At 70.1% G+C, this 24394-nt stretch carries 25 protein-coding genes; 8 read left to right on the plus strand and 17 right to left on the minus strand.

Annotated elements, in window-relative coordinates; genetic code table 11:
- Positions 1-20 precede the first annotated feature (20 nt).
- Positions 21-1013, plus strand: a complete 993-nt coding sequence (locus ACXJJ3_RS39710; protein ID WP_458167165.1) for a DMT family transporter — start codon at positions 21-23, stop codon at positions 1011-1013.
- Positions 1014-1122: 109 nt separating this feature from the next.
- Here ACXJJ3_RS39710 and ACXJJ3_RS39715 read toward each other — a convergent pair whose 3' ends face one another.
- Positions 1123-2085: a DMT family transporter gene (locus tag ACXJJ3_RS39715; RefSeq protein WP_458167167.1), complete on the minus strand. Its 963-nt coding sequence runs from the start codon at positions 2083-2085 to the stop codon at positions 1123-1125.
- Between the two features lie 100 nt (positions 2086-2185).
- Here ACXJJ3_RS39715 and ACXJJ3_RS39720 point away from each other — a divergent pair, with 100 nt between their 5' ends.
- From ACXJJ3_RS39720 to ACXJJ3_RS39735, 4 genes are all read left to right on the plus strand, one after another.
- A complete protein-coding gene (locus tag ACXJJ3_RS39720; RefSeq protein ID WP_458167168.1) occupies positions 2186-3376 on the plus strand; it encodes a cysteine desulfurase-like protein in 1191 nt (396 codons plus the stop codon).
- A gap of 122 nt (positions 3377-3498) precedes the next feature.
- Positions 3499-5052 carry a hypothetical protein gene (locus ACXJJ3_RS39725; protein ID WP_458167170.1) on the plus strand — a complete coding sequence of 518 codons (1554 nt, stop codon included), beginning with the start codon at positions 3499-3501 and terminating at the stop codon, positions 5050-5052.
- Positions 5045-6259 (plus strand): ROK family transcriptional regulator, encoded by a 1215-nt coding sequence (locus ACXJJ3_RS39730; RefSeq protein ID WP_458167171.1) that lies wholly within the window; start codon positions 5045-5047, stop codon positions 6257-6259. The genes ACXJJ3_RS39725 and ACXJJ3_RS39730 overlap by 8 nt, the downstream gene beginning before the upstream one ends.
- Before the next feature lie 93 nt (positions 6260-6352).
- Positions 6353-7621 carry a glycoside hydrolase family 125 protein gene (locus ACXJJ3_RS39735; protein WP_458167172.1) on the plus strand — a complete coding sequence of 423 codons (1269 nt, stop codon included), beginning with the start codon at positions 6353-6355 and terminating at the stop codon, positions 7619-7621.
- Here ACXJJ3_RS39735 and ACXJJ3_RS39740 read toward each other — a convergent pair.
- The 6 genes from ACXJJ3_RS39740 to ACXJJ3_RS39765 all read right to left on the minus strand — a co-directional run bounded on the left by ACXJJ3_RS39740 (position 7614) and on the right by ACXJJ3_RS39765 (position 12337).
- Positions 7614-8459, minus strand: coding sequence for an ABC transporter permease (locus ACXJJ3_RS39740; protein ID WP_458167173.1), 846 nt, complete (start codon positions 8457-8459; stop codon positions 7614-7616). The two genes, ACXJJ3_RS39735 and ACXJJ3_RS39740, sit on opposite strands and share 8 nt — an antisense overlap.
- Positions 8449-9345: an ABC transporter ATP-binding protein gene (locus tag ACXJJ3_RS39745; protein ID WP_458167175.1), complete on the minus strand. Its 897-nt coding sequence runs from the start codon at positions 9343-9345 to the stop codon at positions 8449-8451. The genes ACXJJ3_RS39740 and ACXJJ3_RS39745 overlap by 11 nt, the downstream gene beginning before the upstream one ends.
- A gap of 76 nt (positions 9346-9421) precedes the next feature.
- Positions 9422-9844 carry a hypothetical protein gene (locus ACXJJ3_RS39750; protein WP_458167176.1) on the minus strand — a complete coding sequence of 141 codons (423 nt, stop codon included), beginning with the start codon at positions 9842-9844 and terminating at the stop codon, positions 9422-9424.
- Positions 9845-9877: 33 nt separating this feature from the next.
- On the minus strand, positions 9878-10543 hold the full coding sequence (locus tag ACXJJ3_RS39755; RefSeq protein ID WP_458167177.1) for a response regulator: 666 nt from the start codon (positions 10541-10543) through the stop codon (positions 9878-9880).
- A gap of 10 nt (positions 10544-10553) precedes the next feature.
- Positions 10554-11198, minus strand: a complete 645-nt coding sequence (locus ACXJJ3_RS39760; protein WP_458167178.1) for a response regulator — start codon at positions 11196-11198, stop codon at positions 10554-10556.
- Entirely contained in the window at positions 11195-12337 is a 1143-nt protein-coding gene (locus ACXJJ3_RS39765) for a sensor histidine kinase (protein ID WP_458167180.1), read from the minus strand. The genes ACXJJ3_RS39760 and ACXJJ3_RS39765 overlap by 4 nt, the downstream gene beginning before the upstream one ends.
- Positions 12338-12470: 133 nt before the next feature.
- Here ACXJJ3_RS39765 and ACXJJ3_RS39770 point away from each other — a divergent pair, with 133 nt between their 5' ends.
- Positions 12471-12869: a DUF6069 family protein gene (locus ACXJJ3_RS39770; RefSeq protein ID WP_458167181.1), complete on the plus strand. Its 399-nt coding sequence runs from the start codon at positions 12471-12473 to the stop codon at positions 12867-12869.
- Here ACXJJ3_RS39770 and ACXJJ3_RS39775 read toward each other — a convergent pair.
- On the minus strand, positions 12801-13553 hold the full coding sequence (locus ACXJJ3_RS39775) for a FadR/GntR family transcriptional regulator (protein ID WP_458167182.1): 753 nt from the start codon (positions 13551-13553) through the stop codon (positions 12801-12803). The genes ACXJJ3_RS39770 and ACXJJ3_RS39775 overlap by 69 nt on opposite strands.
- Before the next feature lie 74 nt (positions 13554-13627).
- Between ACXJJ3_RS39775 and ACXJJ3_RS39780 the strand changes: the two genes are divergently transcribed.
- Positions 13628-14839 (plus strand): alpha-hydroxy acid oxidase, encoded by a 1212-nt coding sequence (locus ACXJJ3_RS39780; RefSeq protein WP_458167183.1) that lies wholly within the window; start codon positions 13628-13630, stop codon positions 14837-14839.
- On the opposite strand, the gene ACXJJ3_RS39785 is transcribed toward ACXJJ3_RS39780, so the two are convergent.
- The 7 genes from ACXJJ3_RS39785 to ACXJJ3_RS39815 all read right to left on the minus strand — a co-directional run bounded on the left by ACXJJ3_RS39785 (position 14783) and on the right by ACXJJ3_RS39815 (position 22189).
- Positions 14783-16261, minus strand: a complete 1479-nt coding sequence (locus ACXJJ3_RS39785) for a sensor histidine kinase (RefSeq protein ID WP_458167184.1) — start codon at positions 16259-16261, stop codon at positions 14783-14785. The genes ACXJJ3_RS39780 and ACXJJ3_RS39785 overlap by 57 nt on opposite strands.
- A complete protein-coding gene (locus tag ACXJJ3_RS39790) occupies positions 16258-16923 on the minus strand; it encodes a response regulator transcription factor (protein WP_458167185.1) in 666 nt (221 codons plus the stop codon). Before ACXJJ3_RS39790 ends, ACXJJ3_RS39785 begins: the two co-directional genes overlap by 4 nt.
- A gap of 23 nt (positions 16924-16946) precedes the next feature.
- Positions 16947-17711 (minus strand): ABC transporter permease, encoded by a 765-nt coding sequence (locus ACXJJ3_RS39795; RefSeq protein WP_458167186.1) that lies wholly within the window; start codon positions 17709-17711, stop codon positions 16947-16949.
- Entirely contained in the window at positions 17708-18622 is a 915-nt protein-coding gene (locus ACXJJ3_RS39800; RefSeq protein ID WP_458167188.1) for an ABC transporter ATP-binding protein, read from the minus strand. The genes ACXJJ3_RS39795 and ACXJJ3_RS39800 overlap by 4 nt, the downstream gene beginning before the upstream one ends.
- 468 nt (positions 18623-19090) lie before the next feature.
- Positions 19091-20224 carry a sensor histidine kinase gene (locus ACXJJ3_RS39805; RefSeq protein ID WP_458167189.1) on the minus strand — a complete coding sequence of 378 codons (1134 nt, stop codon included), beginning with the start codon at positions 20222-20224 and terminating at the stop codon, positions 19091-19093.
- Between the two features lie 79 nt (positions 20225-20303).
- Positions 20304-20942 (minus strand): MSMEG_1061 family FMN-dependent PPOX-type flavoprotein, encoded by a 639-nt coding sequence (locus ACXJJ3_RS39810; RefSeq protein ID WP_458167190.1) that lies wholly within the window; start codon positions 20940-20942, stop codon positions 20304-20306.
- Entirely contained in the window at positions 20942-22189 is a 1248-nt protein-coding gene (locus ACXJJ3_RS39815; protein ID WP_458167191.1) for an MFS transporter, read from the minus strand. The genes ACXJJ3_RS39810 and ACXJJ3_RS39815 overlap by 1 nt, the downstream gene beginning before the upstream one ends.
- A gap of 121 nt (positions 22190-22310) precedes the next feature.
- Here ACXJJ3_RS39815 and ACXJJ3_RS39820 point away from each other — a divergent pair, with 121 nt between their 5' ends.
- On the plus strand, positions 22311-22739 hold the full coding sequence (locus ACXJJ3_RS39820) for a hypothetical protein (RefSeq protein ID WP_458167192.1): 429 nt from the start codon (positions 22311-22313) through the stop codon (positions 22737-22739).
- 36 nt (positions 22740-22775) lie between these two features.
- On the opposite strand, the gene ACXJJ3_RS39825 is transcribed toward ACXJJ3_RS39820, so the two are convergent.
- Together ACXJJ3_RS39825 and ACXJJ3_RS39830 are read right to left on the minus strand one after the other, a co-directional pair.
- The gene (locus ACXJJ3_RS39825; protein ID WP_458167193.1) at positions 22776-23417 is read right to left on the minus strand and encodes an alpha-ketoglutarate-dependent dioxygenase AlkB; all 642 of its coding nucleotides are present in this window, start codon (positions 23415-23417) and stop codon (positions 22776-22778) included.
- A 297-nt stretch (positions 23418-23714) separates the two neighbouring features.
- Positions 23715-24386, minus strand: coding sequence for a GNAT family N-acetyltransferase (locus ACXJJ3_RS39830; RefSeq protein ID WP_458167195.1), 672 nt, complete (start codon positions 24384-24386; stop codon positions 23715-23717).
- Positions 24387-24394 lie beyond the last annotated feature (8 nt).

A 24394-nucleotide genomic window follows, 5' to 3' on the forward strand; every position in this document is an offset into this window, starting at 1 on the left:
CGAACGGTCATGATGGTGCCGTGACAACGACGGCAACCCGGCCCGCGGGCTCGACCCGGCAGCACCACCTCGTCGGGCTGACGTCCGCCTTCGGGATCGGGATGCTGGTGGCGGTCCAGTCCCGGATCAACGGCGAACTCGGCGGCAAGCTGGGCGACGGGATCCCGGCGGCGCTGATCTCGTTCGGCACCGGCCTGCTGGTGCTGCTGCTCGCGACGGCCGTCGTTCCTCCGGTACGCCGTGGACTCGGCACCGTGTGGCGCACGATCCGGACCCCGATGCGCGGGCACGGCGGTCTGCGCTGGTGGCAGTGCACCGGCGGTGTCGCGGGTGCGTTCCTGGTCGCGACGCAGTCGATCACCGTGTCCGTGATCGGCGTCGCGGTGTTCCTGGTCGCGGGCGTCGCCGGGCAGGCGATCAGCAGCCTCGTCGTCGACCGGCTCGGGTTCGGCCCGGCCGGCCCGCAGCCGCTCACGCCGCTGCGGATCGTCGGCGCCGCGATCGCGCTGGTCGCGGTCGCGCTCGCGGTGTCGGAGCAGCTCAGTCACCCGGACGGGTTGCTGCTCGCGATCCTGCCCGCGCTCGCCGGCGTCGGCACCGCCGTACAGCAGGCCATCAACGGCCGGGTCGCCCGGACCGCCTCGTCCGACGCGTACGGCGCGGTCGCGGCCGGCGTGGTGAACTTCCTGGTCGGGTTCCTCGCGCTGCTGCTGGTCTTCGTCGTCGACCTGGCGTTCCGCGGCGCGCCGAACCACCTGCCGGGGGAGCCCTGGCTGTACTTCGGCGGCATGTGCGGCGTGATCTTCATCAGCGCGGCCGCCGCCGTGGTGCGGGTGGTCGGCGTGTTCGTCCTCGGCCTCGGCACGATCGCGGGACAGCTGATCGCGAGCCTGTTCATCGACATTTTCGTCCCGGTCGCCGACAAGCCGGTCACGGCCCCGGTCGTCGCCGGCACCCTGCTCGCCCTGGTAGCAGTCCTGACCGCCGCCGTACCGAACCTCCGCCGCCACTGACCCCACCCCGCCCCGCGGCCAAACCCTCCATCTCGGGGGGCGCCCACTCAACCGCAGGGTTGCCCACTGAGAATTTGAGGGGGGCAACCCTCCAGATGTGAGGGCAGGCTCAGGTCACGGGAGCGTCAGCGGTCGGGACGAGGGGCTTGCGGCGGAGGCCGGTGAGGAGGCCTTGGGAGACGGCTACGCCGGACAGGACGATCAGGCCGCCGACCGGCTGGTACCAGGTGATGTGCTCGTGCAGCACGATCACGCCGACCAGGATCGAGAACACCGGCATCAGGTACGTGACCATCGACGAGCGGCTGGCGCCGATCAGCCGGATGTTGCGCATGTTCAGCACGAACGCGAGCCCGCTGCCCAGCGCCCCGAGTGCGATCACGCTCAGCACCACCTTCGCCGACAGCGACCACGGCGCGGGCGGTGCCTGCCCGGTCACAAGCGGCGCGACCACGGCCAGCTGGACCGTTGCGCAGAGCAACAACGTGGTGGAGAGCGCGGTCCCGGACAACGACGTACCGGCCAGGAACCGTTTCTGGTAAGGGATTGCGAGCCCGTAGAAGAACGCGGCCAGCATGCACAGCCCCTGCCCGGCCAGATCCGCGCCGCCCGTGACCCGCCACGCGCCGAGCACCACGAGCATCCCGAGGAACCCGATCAGCAGCCCGACCCCGCGCTGCGCCGAGAACTTCTCGGTCCGGAAGATCAGCACCGCGATCGGCAGCACGATCAGCGGTGTGATGCCGTTCCAGATGCCGGCGAGCAGCGACGGGATCCGCTGCTCGCCGTACCCGAACAGGGTCCACGGGATCGCCGACCCGATCGCCCCGACCACGAACGAGTGCGCCCAGATCCGCGGGTCCCGGGGCAGCGGCTCGCGCTTCACGACCAGGATCGCGAGCAGTACGACGGAACCGGCCAGCACCCGCCCGAGCGCCAGGTAGAGCGGCGGCAGTTCGCGGACGCCGACCGAGATGAAGAGGAAGCTGCAGCCCCAGATGGCGGCCAGCGCCAGCATGGTGGGGAGCCAGGCCCGCACCGGAGTGCTGTCAGGAGTCGTTACCGTGCTCACTCCTGACATCCTGCACTACTCTGCCAGCAGTTCGCGCATTTTTATCCGTATTCGGGCAGCCCCTGGCGGGCGGTGTCAGGAGCGAGAGAGGATGACGCGCATGAGTGCCTTCGACGTGGTCGCCGTCCGCAAGCAGTTCCCCGCGCTCGACGAGGGTGCCGCGCACTTCGACGGGCCGGGCGGTTCGCAGACCCCGCAGCCGGTCGCCGACGCGGTCGCGAAGACACTCACCTCGGCGCTCGCGAACCGCGGCCGGCTGACCGCCGCCGAGCGCCGCGCGGACGGCGTCGTGGTCGACGCCCGCGAGGCGATGGCCGACCTGCTCGGGACCACCGCGCAGGGGATCGTCTTCGGCCGCAGCATGACCCAGCTGACGTACGACTTCTCGCGGACGCTCTCGAAGACCTGGGCTCCCGGCGACGAGGTGATCGTCAGCCGCCTCGACCACGACGCGAACGTGCGCCCGTGGGTGCAGGCGGCCGCGGCCGTGGGGGCGACCATCAAGTGGCTCGGGTTCGACCCGGCGACGTCCGAGCTCGACGACATCGCGCCGCTGCTCACCGACCGCACTCGGCTGGTCGCGGTCACGGCCGCGTCCAACCTTCTCGGGACCCGCCCGGACACGCAGCGGATCGCCGACCAGGTGCACGCGGCCGGCGCGATGATCTACGTCGACGGCGTACACCTGACCGCGCACGCGCCGATCGACGCGCGGTACGCCGACTTCTACGTCTGCTCGCCGTACAAGTTCTTCGGGCCGCACCTCGGTGTGCTGACGGCGGCGCCCGAGCTGCTCGAGTCGTTGCAGCCGGACAAGCTGCTGCCGTCGACGGACGTAGTACCGGAGCGGTTCGAGTTCGGGACGCTGCCGTACGAGTTGCTCGCCGGTACGACGGCCGCGGTCGACTTCATCGCCGGGCTCGGCGGCTCCGGCAGCACCCGGCGCGAGCGTCTCGTCGACTCGCTCCGGCTGGTCGAGGAGCACGAGGACGCCCTCCGCGACGACCTGGAGGCGCGGCTGGCGGCGGTCCCCGGCGTCACGCTGCACGGCCGCGCCGCCCACCGGACGCCCACGCTGCTGTTCACGGTCGACGGCCACGACTCGACGGAGGTCGCCGAACACCTGGCGACGGCGGGCGTGAACGCCCCGGCCGGCACGTTCTACGCCTACGAACCGGCGAAGGTCCTCGGCCTCGAGAGCGCGGTCCGCGCGGGTCTCGCGCCGTACAACGACCAGTCAGACGTAGACCGGCTCGTCGCCACCTTGACCACTCTGCTGAGCACTAACTAAAGTCTCTGGGGAAACTGGGTGGTGGCTGGTGACTCCCCGCCTGCTGTGGGGCACCCGGCACGGCACCTCCTCGCTACGGCGCGGAGTCACCAGCCACCACTAAACCCGCCCGAGGGAGTCAGGTGAACGAGCCGAGTGCTGTTTTCGTCCAGGCAGATCCCTCGGACGGCTTGGTTGCGCCGTCGCGCGCGGGGGCGACGGTCGACTGGAACGACGGGGCCGTCGAGGTCACCGCGGAGCGGGTGTCCCGGGTGGCGTTGCGTTGGTCGGAGAAACTGCCGGCCGACGCGCTGATTCTCGGTGACGCCTGGGAGCGGTCGTACGGCGACCTGCAGTGGCGGCACCAGCAGCCCGAGCGGCTGCTGCCGTGGTACTTCCTCGTGCACTCGAGCGCCGGCACCTTCGGCCTGGGCGTCGACGTGCAGCCGAACGCGTTCTGCGGTTGGACGGTCGACGCCGACGGGTTCACGTTGTGGCTCGACCTCCGCAACGGCGACGGGCCCGTTCAACTGGGCGGTCGTACGCTGACAGCAGCGGTGGTGCGACGATTCGAGGACGCAGGCACTCCCTGGCAGACCCTGAACGCAGCGGTCGCCTCCCTGAGCACCCGGCTACCGGCGCGACCTGAGCCCGCGCCGGTGGCCGGGCCTGTAGTTGGTGCCAACAACTGGTACTACGCGTACGGCGAGAACTTCGACGAGAAGGCGGTCCTCCAGGACGCGTCGACGATCGTCGAGCTCGCCGACGGCCACCCGGTGAAACCGTTCAGCGTGGTCGACGACGGCTGGTACCCAGGTGACGTCTGCTCCGGCGGCCCCTGGGACCGCGGTACGCCGGGCGTGTTCGACGACATGGCCGGTACGGCGGCCGCGGTCAAGGCGATCGGCGCCCGCCCGGGGCTGTGGTTCCGCCCGCTCCTGGTCCGCGAGCCGAGCCCGTGGGCGAAGCCCGGTCCGCACGACAAGCCGGGCCGCGCGCTGGACCCGACGTACCCTGAGGTCGTCGACGGCATCAAGGCGGACCTGCACCGGTTCAAGGACTGGGGCTTCGAGCTCGTCAAGCATGACTTCAGCACGTACGACGTCTTCGGCGACTTCGGTCCGGCGATGGGCTCGCGGCTGACGTACGGCGGCTGGCAGTTCCACGACCCCACCCGGACCACCGCCGAGATCGTCCTCGACTTCTACCGCGAGATCCGCGACGCCGCGCAGGACATGGTCGTGATCGGCTGCAACACGGTCGGCCACCTCGCCGCGGGTCTCGTCGACGTGCAGCGGACCGGCGACGACACCTCCGGCCGGGACTGGGAGCGGACCCGGAAGATGGGCGTGAACACGCTCGCGTTCCGGCTGCCGCAGCACAACCGCTTCTTCACCGTCGACGCCGACTGCGTCCCGTGTACGCCGCAGACGCCGTGGGAGCTGAACGCCCGCTACCTCGACCTGATCGCCCGCTCGGGTACGGCGCTGTTCCTGTCGATCGACCCGGCCGCCCGGACCGCCGAGACCGATCGCGCGCTGCGGGCCGGGATCCGGCTCGCCCTCGACGGTGGCGCGGAGACCGGGATCGAGCCGATCGACTGGCTGGGCAGCACCACGCCGGCGTCCTGGCGGGCGGGTGACGCGACCCTCGAGTACGACTGGCTGCAGCCGTGGGGCGCGGACCCGAATGGCTAGACGCGGGACGAACCTGGATCGCGTCGGGGGCTTCAACGACGCCGTCGTACTGGACGCGATCCGCCGCAGCGAGCAACTCAGCCGGGTCGAGCTGGCCGAGGCCACCGGCCTGTCCGGGCAGGCCATCTCGAACATCGCGCGCCGGCTGCTCGACGCCGGCCTGGTCCGCGAGGCCGGCGTCCTGCGCGGCGCCGGGCTCGGCAAGCCGCGCACGCTGCTCGAACTCGAACCCGCCGGCCGGTACGCCGTCGGCGTGCACCTCGACCCGGCCGTCGTCACCGTCGTACTGCTCGACCTGACCGGCGAGGTGGTCGCGCGCCGCCCGGTCGACCAGTACGCCGACGACCCGGACCTGCTGATCGACGGGATCGCGAAGACGATCGAGGAAGTGATCGCCGCCTCGGGCGCCCCTCGCGATCGCGTGACCGGCGTGGGAATCGCCGCGCCCGGGCCGATCGACGTCGAACGCGGCGTGGTCGTCGACCCGCCGAACCTGTCCGCCTGGCACCTCGTCCCGCTCTGCGACCAGTTGCAGGAGCGCACCGGCCTGCCGGTTGTCCTGGACAAGGACGTGACCGCCGCCGCGGCCGCGGAGAAGTGGGCCGGGCAGGGCGGCAGTTTCGTGTTCTTCTACCTCGGGACCGGCGTCGGTGCCGGGCTGGTGATCGGCGACGAAGTGGTCCGCGGTTCGTCCAGCAACGTCGGCGAGATCGGCCACGTGATCGTCGACCCCGACGGTCCGCTCTGCTACTGCGGCCGCCGCGGCTGCGTCGGCGAGGCGAGCCAGCCGCGGTACCTGGTGCAGCAGGCGGTGCGCGCCGGCGTACTCCCCGACGGCATCAATCTCGACGACCGCCCGTCCGTGGACGAGGCGTTCGCCCAGCTGTGCGTCCTCGCCGCCGACGGAAGTACTGCCGCCCGGCAGATCCTGGTGGAGCTGGCCGGGCGGATCGCGAAGGTGGTCGAGGACGTCGCGAACCTGCTCGACCTGGACCGCGTCGTGTTCGGCGGTCCGCACTGGGAACACCTCGCCCCGGTCCTGAACGACGCCGTCCGCGCGGCGCTGGACGGCCGGTTCCTGCTGCAGGCGGTACACCCGTTCGAGGTCACCGGAACCGCCCTCGGCACCGACGTCGGCGCCATCGGCGCCGCCAGCCTCGTCCTGGACACGACGTTCTCACCCAACCCCGCTGTGGGGGGTGCCTGATGGTTCCCCGCCTACTGCGGGGCACCCGGCACCTCCTCGCTACGGCGCGGAACCATCAGACACCCCCTCGTTGGTGAAAGGTAAGTTATCTTGATGATCGACTCCGAGGTCCTCGCCCGCGCCGTGCAGGCCGTTCAGCAGGCCTCCGGTGACGAGGTGATCGCGGAGATGTTCCGGCGCTCGATGGCCGAGAACCTCCCCGCGGTCGCCGAGCGGTTGCCGGACGGGACCACGTTCGTGCTGACCGGCGACATCCCGGCGATGTGGCTGCGGGACTCCGCCGCGCAGCTGCGCCCGTACCTGCTGCTGTGCAAGGACGATCCGGGGCTGCAGGAGGTCCTGATCGGTGTCCTGCACCGGCAGCTGGAGTACGTCGTCCTCGACCCGTACGCGAACGCCTTCAACCAGGCGGCCAACGGCGCGGGACACGTCACGGACGAGACCGAGATGTCGGCGTGGGTGTGGGAGCGCAAGTACGAGATCGACTCGCTGTGCTTCCCGCTGGAGCTGGCCTACCGGCTGTGGCGGATCACCGGCCGCGCGGACGTGATCGACAACCGGTTCCGGGCCGCGGCGGAGGCGATCGTCGACCTGTGGACCGTGGAGCAGGACCACGAGGCGCGGTCGTCGTACCACTTCCAGCGGCACGACGAGCGGCCCGAGGACACGCTGGTCCGGGACGGACGTGGCCGGCTGACGAAGCCGACCGGGATGTCCTGGAGCGCGTTCCGGCCGAGCGACGACGCGACCGAGCTGGGCTTCAACGTGCCCGGCAACATGTTCGCGTCGGTGGTGCTCGGGTACCTGCAGGAGATCGCCACCGAGGTACTGCGGGACGAGCCGCTGGCCGATCGCGCGAAGGCGCTGAAGGCCGAGATCGACGAGGGCATCACGCAGTACGGGACGGTCGAGCACCCGGTACACGGCCGGGTGTTCGCGTACGAGGTGGACGGGCTGGGGGAGGCGTTGCTGATGGACGACGCCAACATGCCGAGCCTGCTGTCGATCCCGCTGACCGGGTACGCCGCCGCGGACGACCCGACGTACCTCGCGACCCGGTCGCTGCTGCTCAGCCCGGACAACCCGTACTACTACAGCGGTACGGTTGCCGCCGGCATCGGCAGCCCGCACACGCCGCCGCGGTACATCTGGCACATCGCGCTCGCCGTCCAGGGCATCTCGAGTACGTCGGCCGACGAACGGCAGCGGCTGCTCGAACTGCTCCGCGACACCACCGGCGGCACCGGGCAGATGCACGAGGGCTTCGACGTCGACGACCCGCGGAAGTTCACCCGCGAGTGGTTCTCCTGGGCGAACGCGATGTTCTGCGAGCTCGCCCTGGTGCACGCCGGGATCAGGTGACGTCGCGGCGCCGGGTGGTCCAGGCGGCCAGCGCCGCGAACACCGCGCAGTAGCCGATCAGGGTCAGCAGGGCCCGTCCGCCGCCGACCGCATCCCGTACTCCGGGCGGCGCGTCGGCGGCGGCCATCCCGGTGACGCTGAACACGAGCGATCCGGCGTTCGTCCCGGGCAGCAGGTTCGCGAGCCACTTCAGGCTCGGCAGCAGGCTGCTCACGACGCCGGCCAGCAGTGTCTCGATCCCGAGGATCCAGACCACCCCGAGCCCGATCGGCAGCGCAACGTTGCGGAAGGCAACGGCCAGGACGGCACCGGCCAGGCACCACGTCATCAGCACCAGCCAGCCGCCGGCCAGCCCTTGCAGGAGCGCGCCGATGCCCGGCCAGCTCGTCGATCCGTTCTCGGCGGCCGCGATGCCGACGCTGCAGAGTGCGCAGGCGGCGAAGATGCCGAGCACCCAGAGCGCGATCATGGTGCCGAGGGCAAGGAACTGCGCGGCCAGGATCGTGAGCCGGCGGGGGCGTTGGGTGAGGACGGTCTTGAGGGTTCCCCAGGTGTACTCGCCGCCGATCACGATCGCGCCGAGGACCAGCGCGAGCGCGCCGGCGAAGATCGGGTAGCCGCCGATCGTATTGTCGATGACCCTGGCCGGCAGCATCCCGCGGAGCACCTCCGCGCGCGGGACGCCCGTCGTACTCGGAGTGTTGTCGCCGGTCGTGTAGGACAGGTACGGCAGCAGGTAGCCGAAGATCAGGCTCAGTACCAGTCCGGCGCCGAACAGCACCCAGACGGCGGATCGCTTGCGGAGCTTGAGGAGTTCCGCGCGGTAGCTACCCAACATCGGCCTTCTCCTCGGTCGTCAGTTCGAAGAACACATCTTCGAGGGCGCGTTCGGTGGTGTGCAGTTCGGAGACCTCGACGCCGGCCTCGACAAGGGTCCGGTTCACCTCGGCGGCGCGCCGCGGATCGACCTGGACCCGCAGCGTGTCGTCGTACAGATGGACCGTTCCGAAGGAGCTGAGCAGCGTTTTCGCCCGGTCCTCGGGGGTGGCGCGGACGACGAGTTCCTGTTCGCCGCGGAGTTCGTCGACGTTGTGCTCGGCAACCATCCGGCCGGCGTTGATGATGCCGACCCGGTCGCAGATCTGCTGTACCTCGCCGAGCAGGTGGCTGGACAGCAGGACGGTCCGCTCGCCGCTGCCGAGGTCCCGGATCAGCCGCCGCATGTCGCGCATCCCGGCCGGGTCGAGCCCGTTCGTCGGCTCGTCGAGGATGACCAGCTCCGGGTCCTTGAGCAGCGCGGCCGCGACACCGAGGCGCTGCTTCATCCCGAGCGAGTACGTCGAGAACCGGTCCTTGGCGCGATCGGCCAGGTCGACGAGTTCCAGTACCTCGTCGATCCGCTCCCGCTTGGTGCCGGCGTACTCCGCGAGCAGCCGCAGGTTGTCGAGGCCGGACAGGTACGGGTAGAACGCGGGCGACTCGATCATCGACCCGGTCCGTTCCAGTACGCCGGCCTCACCGGGACGTCCGCCCAGCACCCGGACGTTGCCGCTCGTCGGCGCGATCAGCCCGGTGAGGATCCGCAACGTGGTGGTCTTGCCCGCACCGTTCGGCCCCAGGAACCCGTACACCTCACCGGGCAGCACTGTCAGATCGACACCGTCAACCGCGAGGGTGTCGCCGTATCGCTTCGTCAGCCCACTGACCTCAACCAACGCATCCATACGACGAGAGTGCCGTTGCCAGGTCCTACTCCGCGTCGCCTCGGGGGAGTGAGCGTGCGTACCCCGCCGGGAGTACTCAGCTGCTGGGATTGGACGCCAGCGGTTGCACGCTGCCCGCCTTGAGCGCGTCGGCCACATGCCCAACTCCCGCGCGGATCACGTCCCCGTACGCACCTTCGGGCAGGTCCGGGAGTCCGGAGCGTGCTGCCGCGAGGTGCTCGTTCGCCAGTTCGGGTTGAGCGAGTCGCCGGTAGTCGTCCGCCAGGTTGAGATGCAGCGACGGCAGCCAGCCGTCGTCCTGCACACACTCGAGCGCCCGCAGGTCCCACTTGAGCTCAGCGTCGACGTCGTCCTGCAGATCAGCGAGATAGTGCGCGATGGCGCAGCGTTCCTGGGGATCGGTGGAGGTGTCCCACAGGGTCGTCAGCTGGTGGCGGGCGGTTGGTGGGTCGCTGCGGCCGAGCTCGACGGCTGCGGTGATCTGTTCGAGGTGTTCCATGCCGGCAGCCTCAGGTGTGGAGTGGGTTGAAGGTCAACCCAGCCAGCCGGGGCGGACCAGCCCGGTCTGGTACGCGACGACGACCAACTGCGCCCGGTCACGGACGCCGAGCTTGATCATCGCACGGCTGACGTGCGTCTTCGCGGTCGCCGGGCTGAGCACGAGCCGCGTGGCGATCTCGTCGTTCGAGAGGCCCTCGCCGACCAGCGCGACGATCTCCTTCTCGCGTTCCGTGAGTACGTCGAGTTCCTTGCTCGCGTGCGGCTGCCTGCTGCGGGACGCGAACTCCGCGACCAGCCGCCGCGTGACACCGGGGGAGAGGAGCGCGTCGCCGCGCGCGACCACCCGGACCGCCTGCAGCAGCTCGACCGGCTCGGTGTCCTTCACCAGGAACCCGCTGGCCCCGACCCGCAGCGCCTCGAACACGTACTCGTCGAGGTCGAACGTCGTCAGGATCACCACATGGACGTCGGCAAGCTCCGGGTCCGCCCCGATCCGCCGGGTCGCCTCCAGCCCGTCGGTGCCCGGCATCCGGATGTCCATCAGTACGACGTCCGGCTTCTCGCGCCGCGCCACCACAACCGCCTCGGCTCCGTCGGCGACCTCACCCACCACGGTGATGTCGTCCTCGGCGTTCAGCAACGACCGGAACCCGGCCCGCACCAACGCCTGATCGTCCGCCAGCAACACCCTGATCATGCGCTGGAGCTTATGCCAGGCCGGCGTCGTGAGCGAGCAGTGCGACCTGGGTGCGGTTGCCGAGTTCGAGCTTGGTGAGGATGTGCGAGATGTGCGCCTTCACCGTCGCGAGGCTCATGAACAGCTCGGTCGCGATCTGCGCGTTCGCCTTGCCCTGCGCGACCGCGAGCATCACGTCGTACTCCCGCGGCGACAGCCGCTCCAGCTTCTGCTGCGCGATCGTGTGCGCGTCGGCCTGCGTCGCGGCGCGGTCCATCAGCCTCCGGGTGATCGCCGGCGACAGGATCGGGTCCCCGGCCGCGACCCGGCGTACCGCCTCGACGATCTGCGCCGGGGGAGTGTCCTTGAGCAGGAACCCGCTCGCCCCGGCCCGCAGCGCGTGCAGCACGTTCTCGTCGGTGTCGAACGTGGTGAGTACGACGACCTCCGGCGGATTCGGCCGCGCCCGCAGCCGCCGGGTCGCGACGATCCCGTCCACCCGCGGCATCCGTAGGTCCATCAGCACGATGTCCGGGAAATGCGCGTCGACCGCGCCCGGTACCTCGTCGCCGTCCGCGGCCTGCCCGACCACCGAGATCCCGTTCGCGCCGTCGAGCATCATCTCCAGGCTGGCCCTGACCAACGCGTCGTCGTCCACCACGAGTACCCGGATCATGAAGGCCACGGTAGCGAGGCCTCGAGGCGGAACGCGCCACCGGGCTCCCGTCCGTGGTCGAGCGTGCCGCCCGCGAGCTGCACGCGTTCGGTCAGCCCGACCAGACCGGTCCCGCTGCCCGGCACCAGCGGCGTACCGTTCGACGCCGGGTTGGTCAGCTCGATCCGCAACCCGTCGCCCGGGTGGCCGGTGACCAGCACCGTCACCGGATACCCGGCGGCGTGCTTGCGCGCGTTCGTCAGCCCCTCCTGGACGATCCGGTACGCCGTCCGCCCGGTTGCCGGCGGCAACGACGCCGAGTCCGCGACCCGGTCGTCGTACGTGATCGTGCTGCCGGCCTCGCGCGACTCGTCGACCAGCGCCCGCAGGTCGCCGAAGGTCGGCTGCGGGCGGCCCTCGTACACGTCCTCGTCCCGCAGCACGTTGATCACCTCGCGTAGCTCGTCGAGCGCCTGGTGTACGCCGGTCCGGATCACCCCGGCCGCCTTCGCCAGCTTCTCCGGCGAGGAGTCAGGCCGGTACTCGAGCGCCCCGGCGTACGTCGCCAGCAACGACAGCCGATGCGCCAGTACGTCGTGCATCTCACGCGCCATCTTCGTCCGCTCCAACGATCGCGCTTCGGCGACCCGGCGACCCTGTTCGGCTTCAGCGCGGACGGCGCGCTCTCTGAGTGAGGCAAGGAGTTGCTGGCGTGCCTGCGTGCCCTGGCCCCAGCCGAGCAGGCCCGCGTGGACGACGAAGACGAGCACGGCGTACCAGAAGTACGGCAGGCCGTCGATCGGTTGCCAGAGGCCCTGAACGAGATGGCTCGCGGTACCGACCGCCGCGACCAGGACGGACGTCCGCCACGGCTTGCGGAGCGCGGTGTTCAACGTGCCGACGGTCGACGGCGGAGTCGCGGCCGGCGAGAACGCGGCGAGTACGGCGACCGCGATCGCCCCCGGCACCGGGCGCCGGAACACCAACGGGGTCAGGCCGACCGACAGGATCCCGACCACGATGTCCAACGGCAGGAACTTCCGGTGCCCCGCGTCCGGCAGCCGCCCGACGATCGTCAGCCCGACCAACACCGCGATCGCCGCGACCGCCACGACTTCGACGTACCTCGGCGGTTTCCGCGGCGCGCACAACTCGTCCATGCCCCTGAGCGTAAGCGTCGCCACCCGTCCCCACCACCGACCAAAGTCGAAGCCCCGCAGCCACGCGGCCGATGCCGCACCGCCGCCCCCGACACCACTCTTGTCCCATCACCCCGCCACCGAAGGAGCCCACATGTCAACCCGCACCACCCCCACCCGCGGAAGACTCGCGGTGGTTGGTCTTGCCGTGGTCGCCGCGCTGATCGACTGGATGCTGCTCGCACCGGTCGCCGGCCTCACCCTGACCGCCCGCCAGGCCGGCGTTCAGCACATCGGCTTCCCCGCGGTCGTCATCTCCACCGCCGTGGTCGGCCTGCTCGGCTGGGGTCTGCTCGCGATCCTCGAACGCCGGACCCCACGCGCCCGCCGCACCTGGACCGTCATCGCGGCGATCGTCTGCGTCACGTCCCTCGGCAGCCCGCTGATGAACGGCATCGGCGTCGGCGCGAAGCTCGGTCTCGCCTCACTGCACCTGGTCGTCGGCGCGATCGTGATCCTCGGCCTCCGCCGTACCGCCGTCGAACCCTGCTAGTTGCGCCGCCCGGTAGAACCCCCGGATATGCGCGGCCACCAGCCCGGCCGCGCGCTCCGCCTCGCCGCCGCGCACCGCCGCCAGGATCGCCCGGTGCTCGGCCCGCAAGCCGACCACCGTCGCTTCCCAGTCCGGCAGATTCGGCACCGCGGCCAGCACGTACCTGTGAATCGCCGACCGCAGCGACGCCATCACCGCCCCGATCAGCACATTCCCGGCGAGCCCGGACAACGCCACATGGAACTCGGCGTCGAGCAGATGGAACTCCTCCGGCGTCAACGCGCCGTCGTCCATCCGGTCCAGCAGTTCCTCCGCGACCTTCAGCTCACCCGCCCCGAGCTCCCGCCCGGCGGCCTCCCGTGCCGCCCACGACTCGAGCAGCAGCCGGGTCTCGACGACGTCCCCCATCGGCAGATGATTGGTTGCCAGGTGCAACCGCAGTACGGCGGTCAGCGGCGACACCGGCTCCGCCACGATCACCGTTCCGGCTTCGGGCCCCGACCCGGTCGCGGTCCGGACGACCCCCATCGCCTCCAGCACCCGCACCGCCTCGCGCACCGACGGCCGGCTGATCCCGAGCTGCTCGGCGAGCGCCCGCTCACCCGGCAGCCGGCCACCGACCCGCAACCGCCCCGCGGCCAAGTCGGCCTCCACCCGGTGCAGGACCAGCTCGTAGTTCTTCACCCGGACAACTGTATCGGTGTGGTCGGACCACAGGGTAGGGTGTGGTCCGACCACAGATTCAGCCGGGAGTTGTGATGACCGATCGCCAGATGCCCAAATGGTCCGAGTTGAAGCCGCTGCTGCGGCCGAAGCCGGTCACGGTGAACGCCACCGACCGGCGGCTGGAGAAGGCGCTGACGATCGCGGACCTGCGGGCGATCGCGAAGCGCCGTACCCCGCGGTCGGTGTTCGACTACACCGACGGCGCCGCCGAGGCGGAGATCAGTCTGCGCCGGGCGCGCCGGCTGTTCGCGGAGATGGAGCTGCAGCCGTCGATCCTGCGCGACGTCTCGGACATCGACCTCGGCACGTCGATCCTCGGCAAGCGGTCCGAGCTGCCGTTCGCGTTCGCGCCGACCGGCTTCACCCGGATGATGAACCACGAGGGTGAGAGCGCGGTCGTCAAGGTCGCCCAGGACGTCGGCATCCCGTACGCACTCTCCACGATGGGTACGACGTCGATCGAGGACGTCGCGGCCGCGGCGCCGGATGCCCGCAAGTGGTTCCAGCTGTACGTGTGGAAGGACCGCGACGCCGGTGAGGACCTGGTGAAGCGGTCGGCCGCGGCCGGGTTCGAGGCGCTGATGCTGACCGTCGACGTACCGGTCGCGGGCGCCCGGCTCCGGGACGTCCGCAACGGTTTCACGATCCCGCCGTCGCTGACCGCGAAGACCGTGCTGGACGCGTCGCTGCACCCGGCCTGGTGGGCGAACCTGCTCACCACCCGGCCGCTCACCTTCGCCTCGCTGTCGTCCTGGGACGGCACCGTCGCCGAGCTGCTGGACAAGCTGTTCGACCCGACGATGACGATCGACGACTTCAACTGGCTGCGCTCGATCTGGGACGGCCCGCTGATCGTGAAGGGCATCCAGACCGTCGAGGACGCCCGCCGGGTCGTCGACGCGGGCGCGGACGCGGTCGTCCTGTCCAACCACGGCGGCCGCCAGCTGGACCGCGCCCCGACCCCGCTGCGGATCCTCCCGGACGTCCGGAAGGCGATCGGCAGCGACGCCGAGATCTATCTGGACACCGGCATCATGTCCGGCGCGGACGTCGTCGCGGCGATCGCCCTCGGCGCCGACGCCTGCCTGGTCGGCCGGGCCTACCTGTACGGCCTGATGGCCGGCGGCCGGCGCGGCGTCGCCCGCGCCGCGGAGATCCTCACCAAGGAGGTCCGCCGCACGATGGCGCTACTGGGAGTCTCGAGCGTCGCCGACCTCAACCCCTCCCACGTCAAACTGCCCTGAGGTCAGCAGCGGCAGCATCAGGACGAACAACGTGCCGTGTCCGAGCGCGGTGAAGACCTGGAGGTCGCCGCCGTGCGCCCGGGCGATCGACCGCGCGATCGAGAGACCGAGACCGGAGCCCGCACCCGCCGAGTGCTTGCGGGCCCGGTCGGCGCGGTAGAACCGGTCGAACACCCGCTCGGCCTGCTCGTCCGTCATCCCCGGGCCGCTGTCACTGACCATCAGTACGGCGTTGTCTCGCTCCCGGCCGACCCGAACCTCGACCGCGGTACCGGGCGGGGTGTGGGTGATCGCGTTGCCGACCAGGTTGGTGACGACCTGACGGAGGCGGTCCTCGTCACCGTTCACCGGCGCCGGACCGGGCGGGAAGCGGCTCTGCGGTCCGGTGAGCGTGATCTTCCGGGTCGGGTCGAGTGCCCGCAGGTCGTGCCGGGCATCGTTCGCGATCGTCCGGAGGTCCATCGGGGCACACTCGAGCTGGGAAGCGGGCTCCTCGTCCAGTTGGGCGAGCAGCAGCAGGTTCTCGGTCAGGCCGGTGAGCCTCGTGGCCTCCCGGTCGATCCGGCTCATCGCCTCCTCGGCGTCGGACCCGCCCATTCGGTACAGCTCGGTGGATCCCTTGATGCCGACCAGCGGCGTACGCAACTCGTGGCTGACGTCGGCGAGGAACGTGCGCATCCGGGTCTCGGCCCGCTCGCGGTCCGCGAACGCCTTCTCCAGCTGGCGGAGCATCGTGTTCAGCGACCTGGCCAAGTGACCGATCTCGGTCTTCGGCCCGGCGCGTTCCCGCACCCGTCGGGTCAGGTCGCCGGCGGCGATGGCGGCCGCGGTGTACTCGATCCGGCGCAACGGCCGCAGCCCGCGGTCGAGCGCCCACCATCCGATCGCGGTGAGCAGGACGAGCAGCACGATCCCGGCGATCCGGCTGCTCGTGCGGAGTTGAGCGACCGTGGCGTCGGCCTCGGTGAGCGGTGCGGTCGCGATCACCGTCCCGTTCCAGCCCGACGCAGGCCGGGCCACCGCGCGCCATCGGCCCGAGCCGTCGGCGGCCCGCAGTACGACGGCCGTCCCACTGGTCGGCACCGACCGCAGCGCGTCGTCGGACGGGAACGACCCGGCCGCCACCCGGGACGAGCGCACCGTACCGATCACGCCCCCGGCGCCGTCGAGGTACGCGAGGTACGGCGCGCCGATCAGGTCCAGTGCCGGGTCGAGCAGCTGCGGCCGGGATGCTTGCCCTGGCGGCGGGGAGTTCGGGGCGACCTCGGCGATGATCTGCGTGAACGACCGCAGCTGGCTGTCCAGCCGGTCGAGCTGGTACCGCTCCATCTGCTGCGACACGAAAGCGCTGATCAGGAACAACCCGGTGAGCAGCAGGCCGACGGTGAGCAGCAGCAGCCTGGACCGCAGCGACAGCCTCATGACCGGGGCTCTCGCATCACGTACCCCATGCCGTGCACGGTATGGATGAGCTTGGGCTCCTGGTCGTCGACCTTGCGGCGCAGATACGAGATGTAGGTGTCCACGATGCTCGTGTCTCCGTTGAAGTCGTACCGCCAGACCTGCTCCAGGATCTGCGCCTTCGACACCACCCGGCCCGCGTTCTCCATCAGGTAGGTCAGCAACCGGAACTCGGTGGGGGAGACCCGCACCGGCGTACCGTCCCGCGTCACCTGGTGGCCTTCGGCATCGAGCGCGAGCGATCCGACGGTGAGCACGTCGTTCGGCCGGCCGGTCGTACGGCGCAGGACGGCGCGGATCCGGGCGATCAGCTCCTCCAGGTCGAACGGCTTCGTCACGTAGTCGTCGGCGCCGAGCGACAGGCCCTGGATCTTGTCGGCCTTCCCGTCGCGCGCGGTCAGGAACAGCACCGGGGTCGGGCGCAGGCGGCGTACCACCTCGAAGCCGTCCATGTCGGGCAGCATCACATCGAGCAGCACCAGGTCCGGCAGCTCCTCGGCCGCGGCGGCCACCGCCTCCGACGCGGTCGCCGCCGAGGTCACCTCGAAGCCGGCGAAGCGCAACGTCGCGGACAGCAGCTCACGCACGGTCGCTTCGTCGTCCACCACGAGTAGCCGATTCATGATCGCCAGGATACGGAGCGTCGTCAGACGTCTCGCCGACGGAAGACCATGAACGCGGCCGCGAGGACGGCAGCCACCCCGATCCACAGGCCGCCGAGGTTGAGCCACGGATGCGGGAAGTCCGGGTCCGGCACCGTACCGAAGACCGCCGCCGCGCCGAGCGACGGCCAGAAGTCGAAGATCCCCTGCATCCAGGACGGGAACAGCCCGCCCAGCGCCGGCACCAGGAACACGATCCCGACCAGTACGGCGAGGGCGCCCGCGGTCGCCCGCAGGATCGTGCCGAGACCGACCGCGAGCAGCGCGATCGCCGAGAGGTACAGCCCGCCGCCAACGATCGCTTTCAGGACACCGGGATCGCCGAGATGCGCGTACGGTACGTGCTGCCCGACGAGCAACGACTGGCCGATGAAGAACGACACGAACATCAGCACCTGGCCTGCCACGGCCGCGACCGCGGTCGCGATGACTGCCTTCGCGGCCAGCAGCCGCGCCCGGCACGGAGCCGCCGCCAGCGTGGTCTGCATCAACCCGGTCGCGAACTCGGACGTCACCACAAGGATGCCGAGCACCCCGACGATCAGCTGGGCGACGATGAACGTCTTCAGGCTGTGCGCGGTCGGGTCCCAGGCGGCCCGATCCGCGGCGGTCCCGGTCCAGTAGTCCTCGCCCGCCTTGCTGGTCGACAGCACCGTGATGCCGACGCCGAGCACCATTAGGCAGCCGATCGTGTACCAGGTGGAGCGCAGGCTGCGCAGCTTGATCCACTCGGCCTGCAACGCGTTCATACGGTCGCCCCCTGGTACTCGATGCTGTCCCTGGTCAGCTCCATGAACGCCTCCTCCAGCGACGCCCGCTGCGGCGTCAGCTCGGACAACGCGACCCCGTGGTACGCCGCGAGCTTGCCGATCTCGTTGCTGGACAGGCCGGACACGACCAGCGCTCCCTCCAGCCCGTCGCGGACCGTGCCGCCCGCCGCTGTCAGGTGGTGCGCGAATCCGCCGGGGTCCGCCGTACGGACCAGCACCGTGCCATCACCGCTCGCATGCATCAGCTCGGCCATGCCCATGTCCGCGATCAGCCGGCCACGCCCGATCACCACCAGGTGGTCGGCGGTCTGCGCCATCTCGCCCATCAGGTGGCTCGACACCAGCACCGCCCGCCCCTCGGCCGCCAGTGATCGCATGAAGTCGCGGATCCAGCGGATGCCCTCGGGATCGAGCCCGTTCACCGGTTCGTCGAAGATCAGCACCCGCGGATCACCGAGCAGCGTCGCGGCGATCCCGAGCCGCTGCCGCATCCCGAGCGAGAACCCGCCGGCCCGCTTCCGCGCGACGCCCTCCAGACCGGTCCGGGCCAGCACTTCGTCGACCCGCCGCCGCGGCAGACCGTTGCTCACGGCAAGCGCCAGCAGATGGTCGTACGCCGTTCGCGCCCCGTGCACCGCGCCCGCGTCGAGCAGCGCGCCCACCTCGGTCAGCGGCACCGGAAGGTCGACGTACCGCCGTCCACCGATCGTCACCGCGCCCGCGGTCGGCGCCGCCAGCCCGATGATCATCTTCATGGTCGTGGACTTCCCGGCCCCGTTCGGCCCGAGGAAGCCGGTCACCTGTCCCGGCTCGACGGAGAACGACAGATCGTCCACTACGACATCGGAGCTGTACCGCTTGGTCAGCCCCCGCACCTCGATCGTTGTCATGCTCCGCAGCCTGACGACCGGATCTGGGCAAGAACCGGGAGGTTCTGGGAGAACTCTGTGAATCCGCGGCGGCCGGGGGTCTGAACCTCGGCCGCATTCACAGAAAGCTTTGCTACTCCGTGCGGGTGACGACGAAGGCGACGCCCCGCTGAGGCCGGCGCATCAGCCGAGCGGCGTGCAGCAGCCGACGCCCAGCGGCCCCGTCGAGCTCCTCGCCGGACTCGCCAGCCGGACCACGTCCCGTCCGCTGCCGCAGCCGACATCGACGGCGACACCGCCGCGGCGACCAGTCGAGAAGGGACTCGGGCCGCGCGGCGCCAGGCTCTCGTCGAGGTACTGACCGAACTCCTCCTCGATCCGGTCGAAGTCGGCACCGGCCGGCGGACTCGGCCGGTCTGCCTGATCAGGCGAGAAGATGCCTGCAATGTCCTCGTAGCGAGCAAGTTGACACCAGAGTCTCCTGAGCGTTTACAGCGGCAGGTTCGCGATGATGCGGAGGCCGCCGGCCGGGGTGCGGTTGGCGGTCAGGGTGCCGCCGAGCGCGGTGGCGCGTTCGCGCATGCCGGAGATGCCGTTGCCCTCCTTCGGCTGTGTCGTGAGGGATTCGCCGTTGTCGTCGACCTGCACCACGAGCGCCTGCTCGCCGTACTGGATCCGTACTGTCGCGGACGTCGCGCGGGCGTGCCGTACGACGTTCGTCAGCGACTCCTGAATGATCCGGAACGCGGCGCGGTCGAGGCCGCTCGGCAGCGGGCGGGGATCGCCGTGAATGATCTTGTGCACCTCGAGCCCGGCGCGGGCCGTCCGGCTGACGAGGTGGTCCAGGTGGTCGAGGCCCGCGACCGGTTGGCGCGGCGCGGACTCGCCGGACTGCCGCAGTACGCCGACGATCGAGCGGAGCTCCACCAGGGCTTCCTTGCTGGCGTCCTTGATCGCGGACAGCGCGGGAGCGGCCTGCTCGGGCTGCCGGTCGACCAGGTGCAGCGCGGTGGACGCCTGGACGTTGATCAGCGAGATGTGGTGCGCGACGACGTCGTGGAGTTCCTGCGCGATCCGGAGCCGCTCCTCGCCGGCTCGGCGCAGCTCCTCCTCCTTGCGGGTCTTCGCGGCGGCGCTCACCCGGTCGCGGTGCGCGCGGAAGAGCTCGGCGAGGAAGCCCAGGACGCAGAAGCAGGCGCCGACGAGCAGGACCTGGTAGATGCCGTCCTGGTTGAGGCCGAGGATGATCCGGCCGCCGACGTGGCCGACGTACAACGAGATCAGCCCGGCCCACCCGGCCAGTCGATGGCCGAGGCGGATCGTGGTGAAGACCGCGATCACGAACGGGATCACGACCGGGCCCCACGGATACTCGCGGAGCATGTAGACGAGCGTCGCGGCGACGATCACCCACAGCACCGGCACCGGGCGCGTGTTCCGCCAGAACAGGGCGAGCGCCGCGATCAGCAGCAGGACGACCATGAACGCGTCCGGGTGATGCCGGTCGGTCTGCCCGCGGGCCGCGCCGAACGTCCCGATCACCGTGAACACGGCCAGCCCGATCGGCAGCGTGAAGCGCCGGATCCGGGCCACGAGGTCCGGGGTCTCGAGAAGTTCGGTCACACTACGGAACCGTAGACGGCCGCCGGGGCGGGTGTCATCGTCGCCACGGAGTAGTCGGGGCTGCGCCCACCGAAGTAGTTCAGTACTTGACCTTGTAGATCGACTCCTCGTACTTGCGGCCGTAGTACTCGTCGAGGTTCGTCAGGTCGTCGTCGGGGCGCTCGAACGTCTTCGACAGCACCGCCCGGCGCGGGATCGCCTCCGGGTTCCAGGTCTCCGGCTTCCACAGCTGCGAGCGCAGGAACGACTTCGAGCAGTGGTGGAAGATCTGCTCGATCTCGACCAGCAGCGCGAGCTGCGGGCGGTTGCCCTTGACCACCATGTCGTCGAAGAACGGCGCCTCCCTGACGATCCGGGCGCGGCCGTTGATCCGGAGCGTGTCGGTGCGGCCGGGAACGAAGTAGATCAGCCCGACGTGCGGGTTGCTGAGCAGGTTCGTGAAGCCGTCGATGCGGCGGTTGCCGGCCCGGTCCGGGATCGCGATCGTGTTCCGGTCCAGGACCTTGGTGAAGCCGGCCGGGTCGCCCTTGGGGGAGACGTCGCAGTTGCCGTCCGCGTCCGACGTCGCGATCAGGCAGAACGGGGAGTTGTCGAGCCACTGCAGGTCGAGGTCGTGGAGCTGGGTGCGCTCCTTGGCGACCGCGGCGCCGATCGGCGGCGGAACGACCTCGCGCAGTTCGTCGTAGGTGGTGATCTCGACCAGTCCGGGAATCTCCATCAGGCGGCGCTCTCCTCTACCAGCGACGGCGTGGCGTCCTCGTTGACGGCCCTCGTCCGCGCAGCCCATCGTACGGCGGGACCAGTGGCGCAACTGGTCCCCAGGAACAGGGCACCGACCGCGATCCACCCGATCGGACCCCAGCCGAGCACCACCGTGGTGAGCAGTGCCGGGCCGAGCATTCGGGCGATCGCGGGGCCGGTGCCGAAGAACCCCTGGTACTGCCCTTGCTTGTCCGCCGGCGCGAGGCCGAAGCTGATCTCCCAGGCGCCGGAGGCCAGCTTCATCTCGCCGACGGTGAGGAGTGCGGCGGCCGCTACGAGGACGGCTGCGGTCGTCACCGGGCTGAGGTGCGCCGCGGTCGATGCGAACACCGCGCAGGCGGCGAGCATCGCGACTCCGGCGTACCTGACCGAGCGGGCTGCTGTGCGCAGATCCCTTACTGCCTTGGCGATTCGCACCTGGAAGAATGCGACGCCGAGCGTGTTCACGATCATCAGGGAGGCGACGGCCCAGCTCGGTGCGCTGGTGCGGGTGACGATCCAGAGCGGTCCGACGAGGCTGATCAGCGGCATGAAGAGCAGCATCACCGCATTGAGCAGCGCGAGGACGGCGTACGGACGGTCCCGCAGTACCGCGAGCCTCGGTTCGCCCTTGGTCCTGACGGAGGTCGCGATGGGTGGCACCCGACGGATCAGCGCGGCTGCGACTAGGAAGCTCACCGCGTCGATCCCGAACACGATCAGGTACGCCGCTGTGCTGTCGAAGCGGAGCGCTACGCCGCCGAGAAGCGCGCCGACCGCGAGCCCGGCGTTCACCGTCGACTGGAGGAACGCGCGGATCCTCGTCCGTTCCTCGGGCTGCACCAGCCCGGCCAGCAAGGCCTGTCGCGCCGCGGTGAGGCCGGTCTGGCTGCAGGCGTAGACGATCGCCGCGACGAGGAAGCCGGCGAAGCTCCTGACCACCAGGAACGAGGCGACCGCGGCCGCGGTGCTGAGCGCGAGCAGGACCGCAGTACCGCGGGCTCCACGCCGGTCGGCAAGGCTGCCCAGCGGTACGCCGGCCAGGAATCCTGCCAGCCACGCGATCGTCAGACCGAGCCCGACCTCGGCCGTCGAGAGCCCGACCACGCGGGTGAAGAACAACGCCGAGGTGACGACGAACGCGCCGTCGCCGACCGAGTTGGCCAACTGCGCCATCGCGAGATCGCGCGGCGCTCCCGCCGGGGGAAGAAGTCTGCTGCTCATGGATCTGAGCCTAGGCGGGGTGCGGCCCAATCCTTCGGTCCATTGCGGGGTCTGCCTGATGGGCCACTTTGGTCTGTGGACAACTCCGATCGGGGGTGCGAATCGCGGCATCTTTACAGGCATGAGCTTCGAACAGCTGCCTCCCACCTGGACCGACCACCCCCTCACCGACCCCGAGTTCGCCGCCGACGTCGTCGACCTGATGGTCAGCTTCGGCGACCGCGCCCGCGGCACCCTCACCGTTCTGCTCTGCGACGCCGACGGCCGCTACCGCTCCACCGTGATCGTCGAACTCCCGTCACCCGGGCCGACCCCGGCCGAACTCTGCGAGAACGCCCTCGCCCCGATCACGGAAGCCGTCCGCACGGCTCCCGGCACCGCGGTCGTGCTGGCGCTGGGCCGTTCCGGCTCCGGCAGCCCAACCGAGGCCGACGACCAATGGATGACCGCCGTCACCGGCAACTGCGCAACGGCCGGCATCCGCCTGCTCGGCTTCTACATAGCCACCAGAGACGGCATCTACCAACCACCCATCGCAGCCCTCACCTGACGCCCGCGCCGCACTTGTCTGACGCCCGCGCAGCCGCTACCTGACGCCTCGGGGCCGGAACTGGATACTGATCCGCGGCCCGACATGCCCAGCCGCCTTCGGAATCGCATGCTCCCACGTCCGCTGGCAGGAGCCACCCATCACAATCAGATCCCCATGCCCCAGCGGATACCGCACGGTCGACCCCACGTCCTGCCCACTACCCGGCCGCGGCCGCAGCGCCAACACCCGCGGCTCCCCGACAGACACGATCGCCACCATCGTGTCCTCACGATCCCCCCGCCCGATCCGATCCCCGTGCCACGCGACGCTGTCCTTCCCGTCCCGGTAAAAACACAGCCCCGCCGTCCGAAACGGCTCACCCAACTCATCCGCGTAGTAAGCACTCAGAGCATCCCGAGCATCATCCAGCACAGGCAACGGAAGCGCCGCGTCCTCCCCGTAGAAACACAACAACCGCGGCACATCAACCACCCGGTCGTACATCTGCCGCCGCTCAGCCTGCCAAGGCACCTCACCCGCCAACCGCCCATAAACCTCATCGGCCCCAGCAAGCCACCCCGGCAACACATCAATCCAGGCTCCGAGTCCCAGCACGGTCCGCCGCATCCCACCCAACGACCCGACCGCAGGCTCCTCGAACCCACCGAACAACGACCCCTGAAGGTCAGCACTCATGCCCCCACCATACCGGAGATTCGAACATATGTACCCTTAAGCTCGAATGCATGGGCTGGTGGACACCGCCCTAGAGGTAGCCAGCCGGCTGTCGCCGTGGCAGCTAGGGGTTCCAGGATCCAGCCGGCTTCGCTCGCGACGTCGCGCCAGACCTAGCCCCCGTCGGTGCCTGCGCGAGAGTCTGTGGTGCGCGCCGAGGATCGGGATTGACCGAACGTCTGCCCCCACGTACAGCAGTCTGTGGTGGAGTTGTTCAGCTTGCTCGTTGGGAACGGTCCTGATCCGATCGGGTCCGCATCACGCTGGTTCGACCGGCTCGCGCAGTGCCCATTCGCGCGGCAGCGCCGCGAACCACATCACATCTACGCGCTCGCCCTGCCACACGCTGTGTGCGCGCATCGTTCCCTCGTGCACGAACCCTGCCCGCCGGGCCACGGCAGCCGACGCTGCATTGTCCGCCTCGACGGTCAGAAAGGCGCGAGCCGCGCCAAGCTCGAACAACCAACGCGTCAGCAGAACCACCGCGCGAGTCGCGTACCCGCGCCCTCGCGCGCCAGGCCCGATCCAGTAGCCGAACTGCGCTACATCTTCCTTCGACCAATCATCGACGCCGCAGCAGCCGATCAGTCCACCAGAGGCAGCATCGGTGATCGCGAATGCAACACCAGCGGGTGCCTCGCCCGCCCCGAACGCCCGCCACCTCGACACGAACTCGTCAATGGTCGCCTCGGCCCCCACAACCGAAAGCAGCGGAGCCGGCCGACCGAGCCGATCGTGAGCACCGTTGTAACGCCGAATCGCTGGATCGGCGAACGCTTCCACCATGAACCCGGCGTCATCTCCCGACCACGGCCGCAGCGTCACGACCCCATCCGACAGCAACACGACCGGAACGTCGTCATCCGCTGCGCGCACGCGTATCGACTCCGTTCGTCCCGGATTGAACCCCTGTACACCGAATCCGGACATTACCCGAC

It is taken from the genome of Kribbella sp. WER1 (assembly GCF_054189145.1).

What these genes read in the sequence shown, in the direction of transcription:
- ACXJJ3_RS39720 (WP_458167168.1), top strand. Translation starts at nt 2,186, where the DNA reads ATGAGTGCCTTCGACGTGGTCGCCGTCCGCAAGCAGTTCCCCGCGCTC.
- ACXJJ3_RS39730 (WP_458167171.1), top strand. Translation starts at nt 5,045, where the DNA reads ATGGCTAGACGCGGGACGAACCTGGATCGCGTCGGGGGCTTCAACGAC.
- ACXJJ3_RS39735 (WP_458167172.1), top strand. Translation starts at nt 6,353, where the DNA reads ATGATCGACTCCGAGGTCCTCGCCCGCGCCGTGCAGGCCGTTCAGCAG.
- ACXJJ3_RS39740 (WP_458167173.1), bottom strand. Translation starts at nt 8,459, where the DNA reads ATGTTGGGTAGCTACCGCGCGGAACTCCTCAAGCTCCGCAAGCGATCC.
- ACXJJ3_RS39745 (WP_458167175.1), bottom strand. Translation starts at nt 9,345, where the DNA reads ATGGATGCGTTGGTTGAGGTCAGTGGGCTGACGAAGCGATACGGCGAC.
- ACXJJ3_RS39750 (WP_458167176.1), bottom strand. Translation starts at nt 9,844, where the DNA reads ATGGAACACCTCGAACAGATCACCGCAGCCGTCGAGCTCGGCCGCAGC.
- ACXJJ3_RS39755 (WP_458167177.1), bottom strand. Translation starts at nt 10,543, where the DNA reads ATGATCAGGGTGTTGCTGGCGGACGATCAGGCGTTGGTGCGGGCCGGG.
- ACXJJ3_RS39760 (WP_458167178.1), bottom strand. Translation starts at nt 11,198, where the DNA reads ATGATCCGGGTACTCGTGGTGGACGACGACGCGTTGGTCAGGGCCAGC.
- ACXJJ3_RS39765 (WP_458167180.1), bottom strand. Translation starts at nt 12,337, where the DNA reads ATGGACGAGTTGTGCGCGCCGCGGAAACCGCCGAGGTACGTCGAAGTC.
- ACXJJ3_RS39770 (WP_458167181.1), top strand. Translation starts at nt 12,471, where the DNA reads ATGTCAACCCGCACCACCCCCACCCGCGGAAGACTCGCGGTGGTTGGT.
- ACXJJ3_RS39780 (WP_458167183.1), top strand. Translation starts at nt 13,628, where the DNA reads ATGACCGATCGCCAGATGCCCAAATGGTCCGAGTTGAAGCCGCTGCTG.
- ACXJJ3_RS39785 (WP_458167184.1), bottom strand. Translation starts at nt 16,261, where the DNA reads ATGAGGCTGTCGCTGCGGTCCAGGCTGCTGCTGCTCACCGTCGGCCTG.
- ACXJJ3_RS39790 (WP_458167185.1), bottom strand. Translation starts at nt 16,923, where the DNA reads ATGAATCGGCTACTCGTGGTGGACGACGAAGCGACCGTGCGTGAGCTG.
- ACXJJ3_RS39795 (WP_458167186.1), bottom strand. Translation starts at nt 17,711, where the DNA reads ATGAACGCGTTGCAGGCCGAGTGGATCAAGCTGCGCAGCCTGCGCTCC.
- ACXJJ3_RS39800 (WP_458167188.1), bottom strand. Translation starts at nt 18,622, where the DNA reads ATGACAACGATCGAGGTGCGGGGGCTGACCAAGCGGTACAGCTCCGAT.
- ACXJJ3_RS39810 (WP_458167190.1), bottom strand. Translation starts at nt 20,942, where the DNA reads ATGGAGATTCCCGGACTGGTCGAGATCACCACCTACGACGAACTGCGC.
- ACXJJ3_RS39815 (WP_458167191.1), bottom strand. Translation starts at nt 22,189, where the DNA reads ATGAGCAGCAGACTTCTTCCCCCGGCGGGAGCGCCGCGCGATCTCGCG.
- ACXJJ3_RS39820 (WP_458167192.1), top strand. Translation starts at nt 22,311, where the DNA reads ATGAGCTTCGAACAGCTGCCTCCCACCTGGACCGACCACCCCCTCACC.
- ACXJJ3_RS39825 (WP_458167193.1), bottom strand. Translation starts at nt 23,417, where the DNA reads ATGAGTGCTGACCTTCAGGGGTCGTTGTTCGGTGGGTTCGAGGAGCCT.
- ACXJJ3_RS39830 (WP_458167195.1), bottom strand. Translation starts at nt 24,386, where the DNA reads ATGTCCGGATTCGGTGTACAGGGGTTCAATCCGGGACGAACGGAGTCG.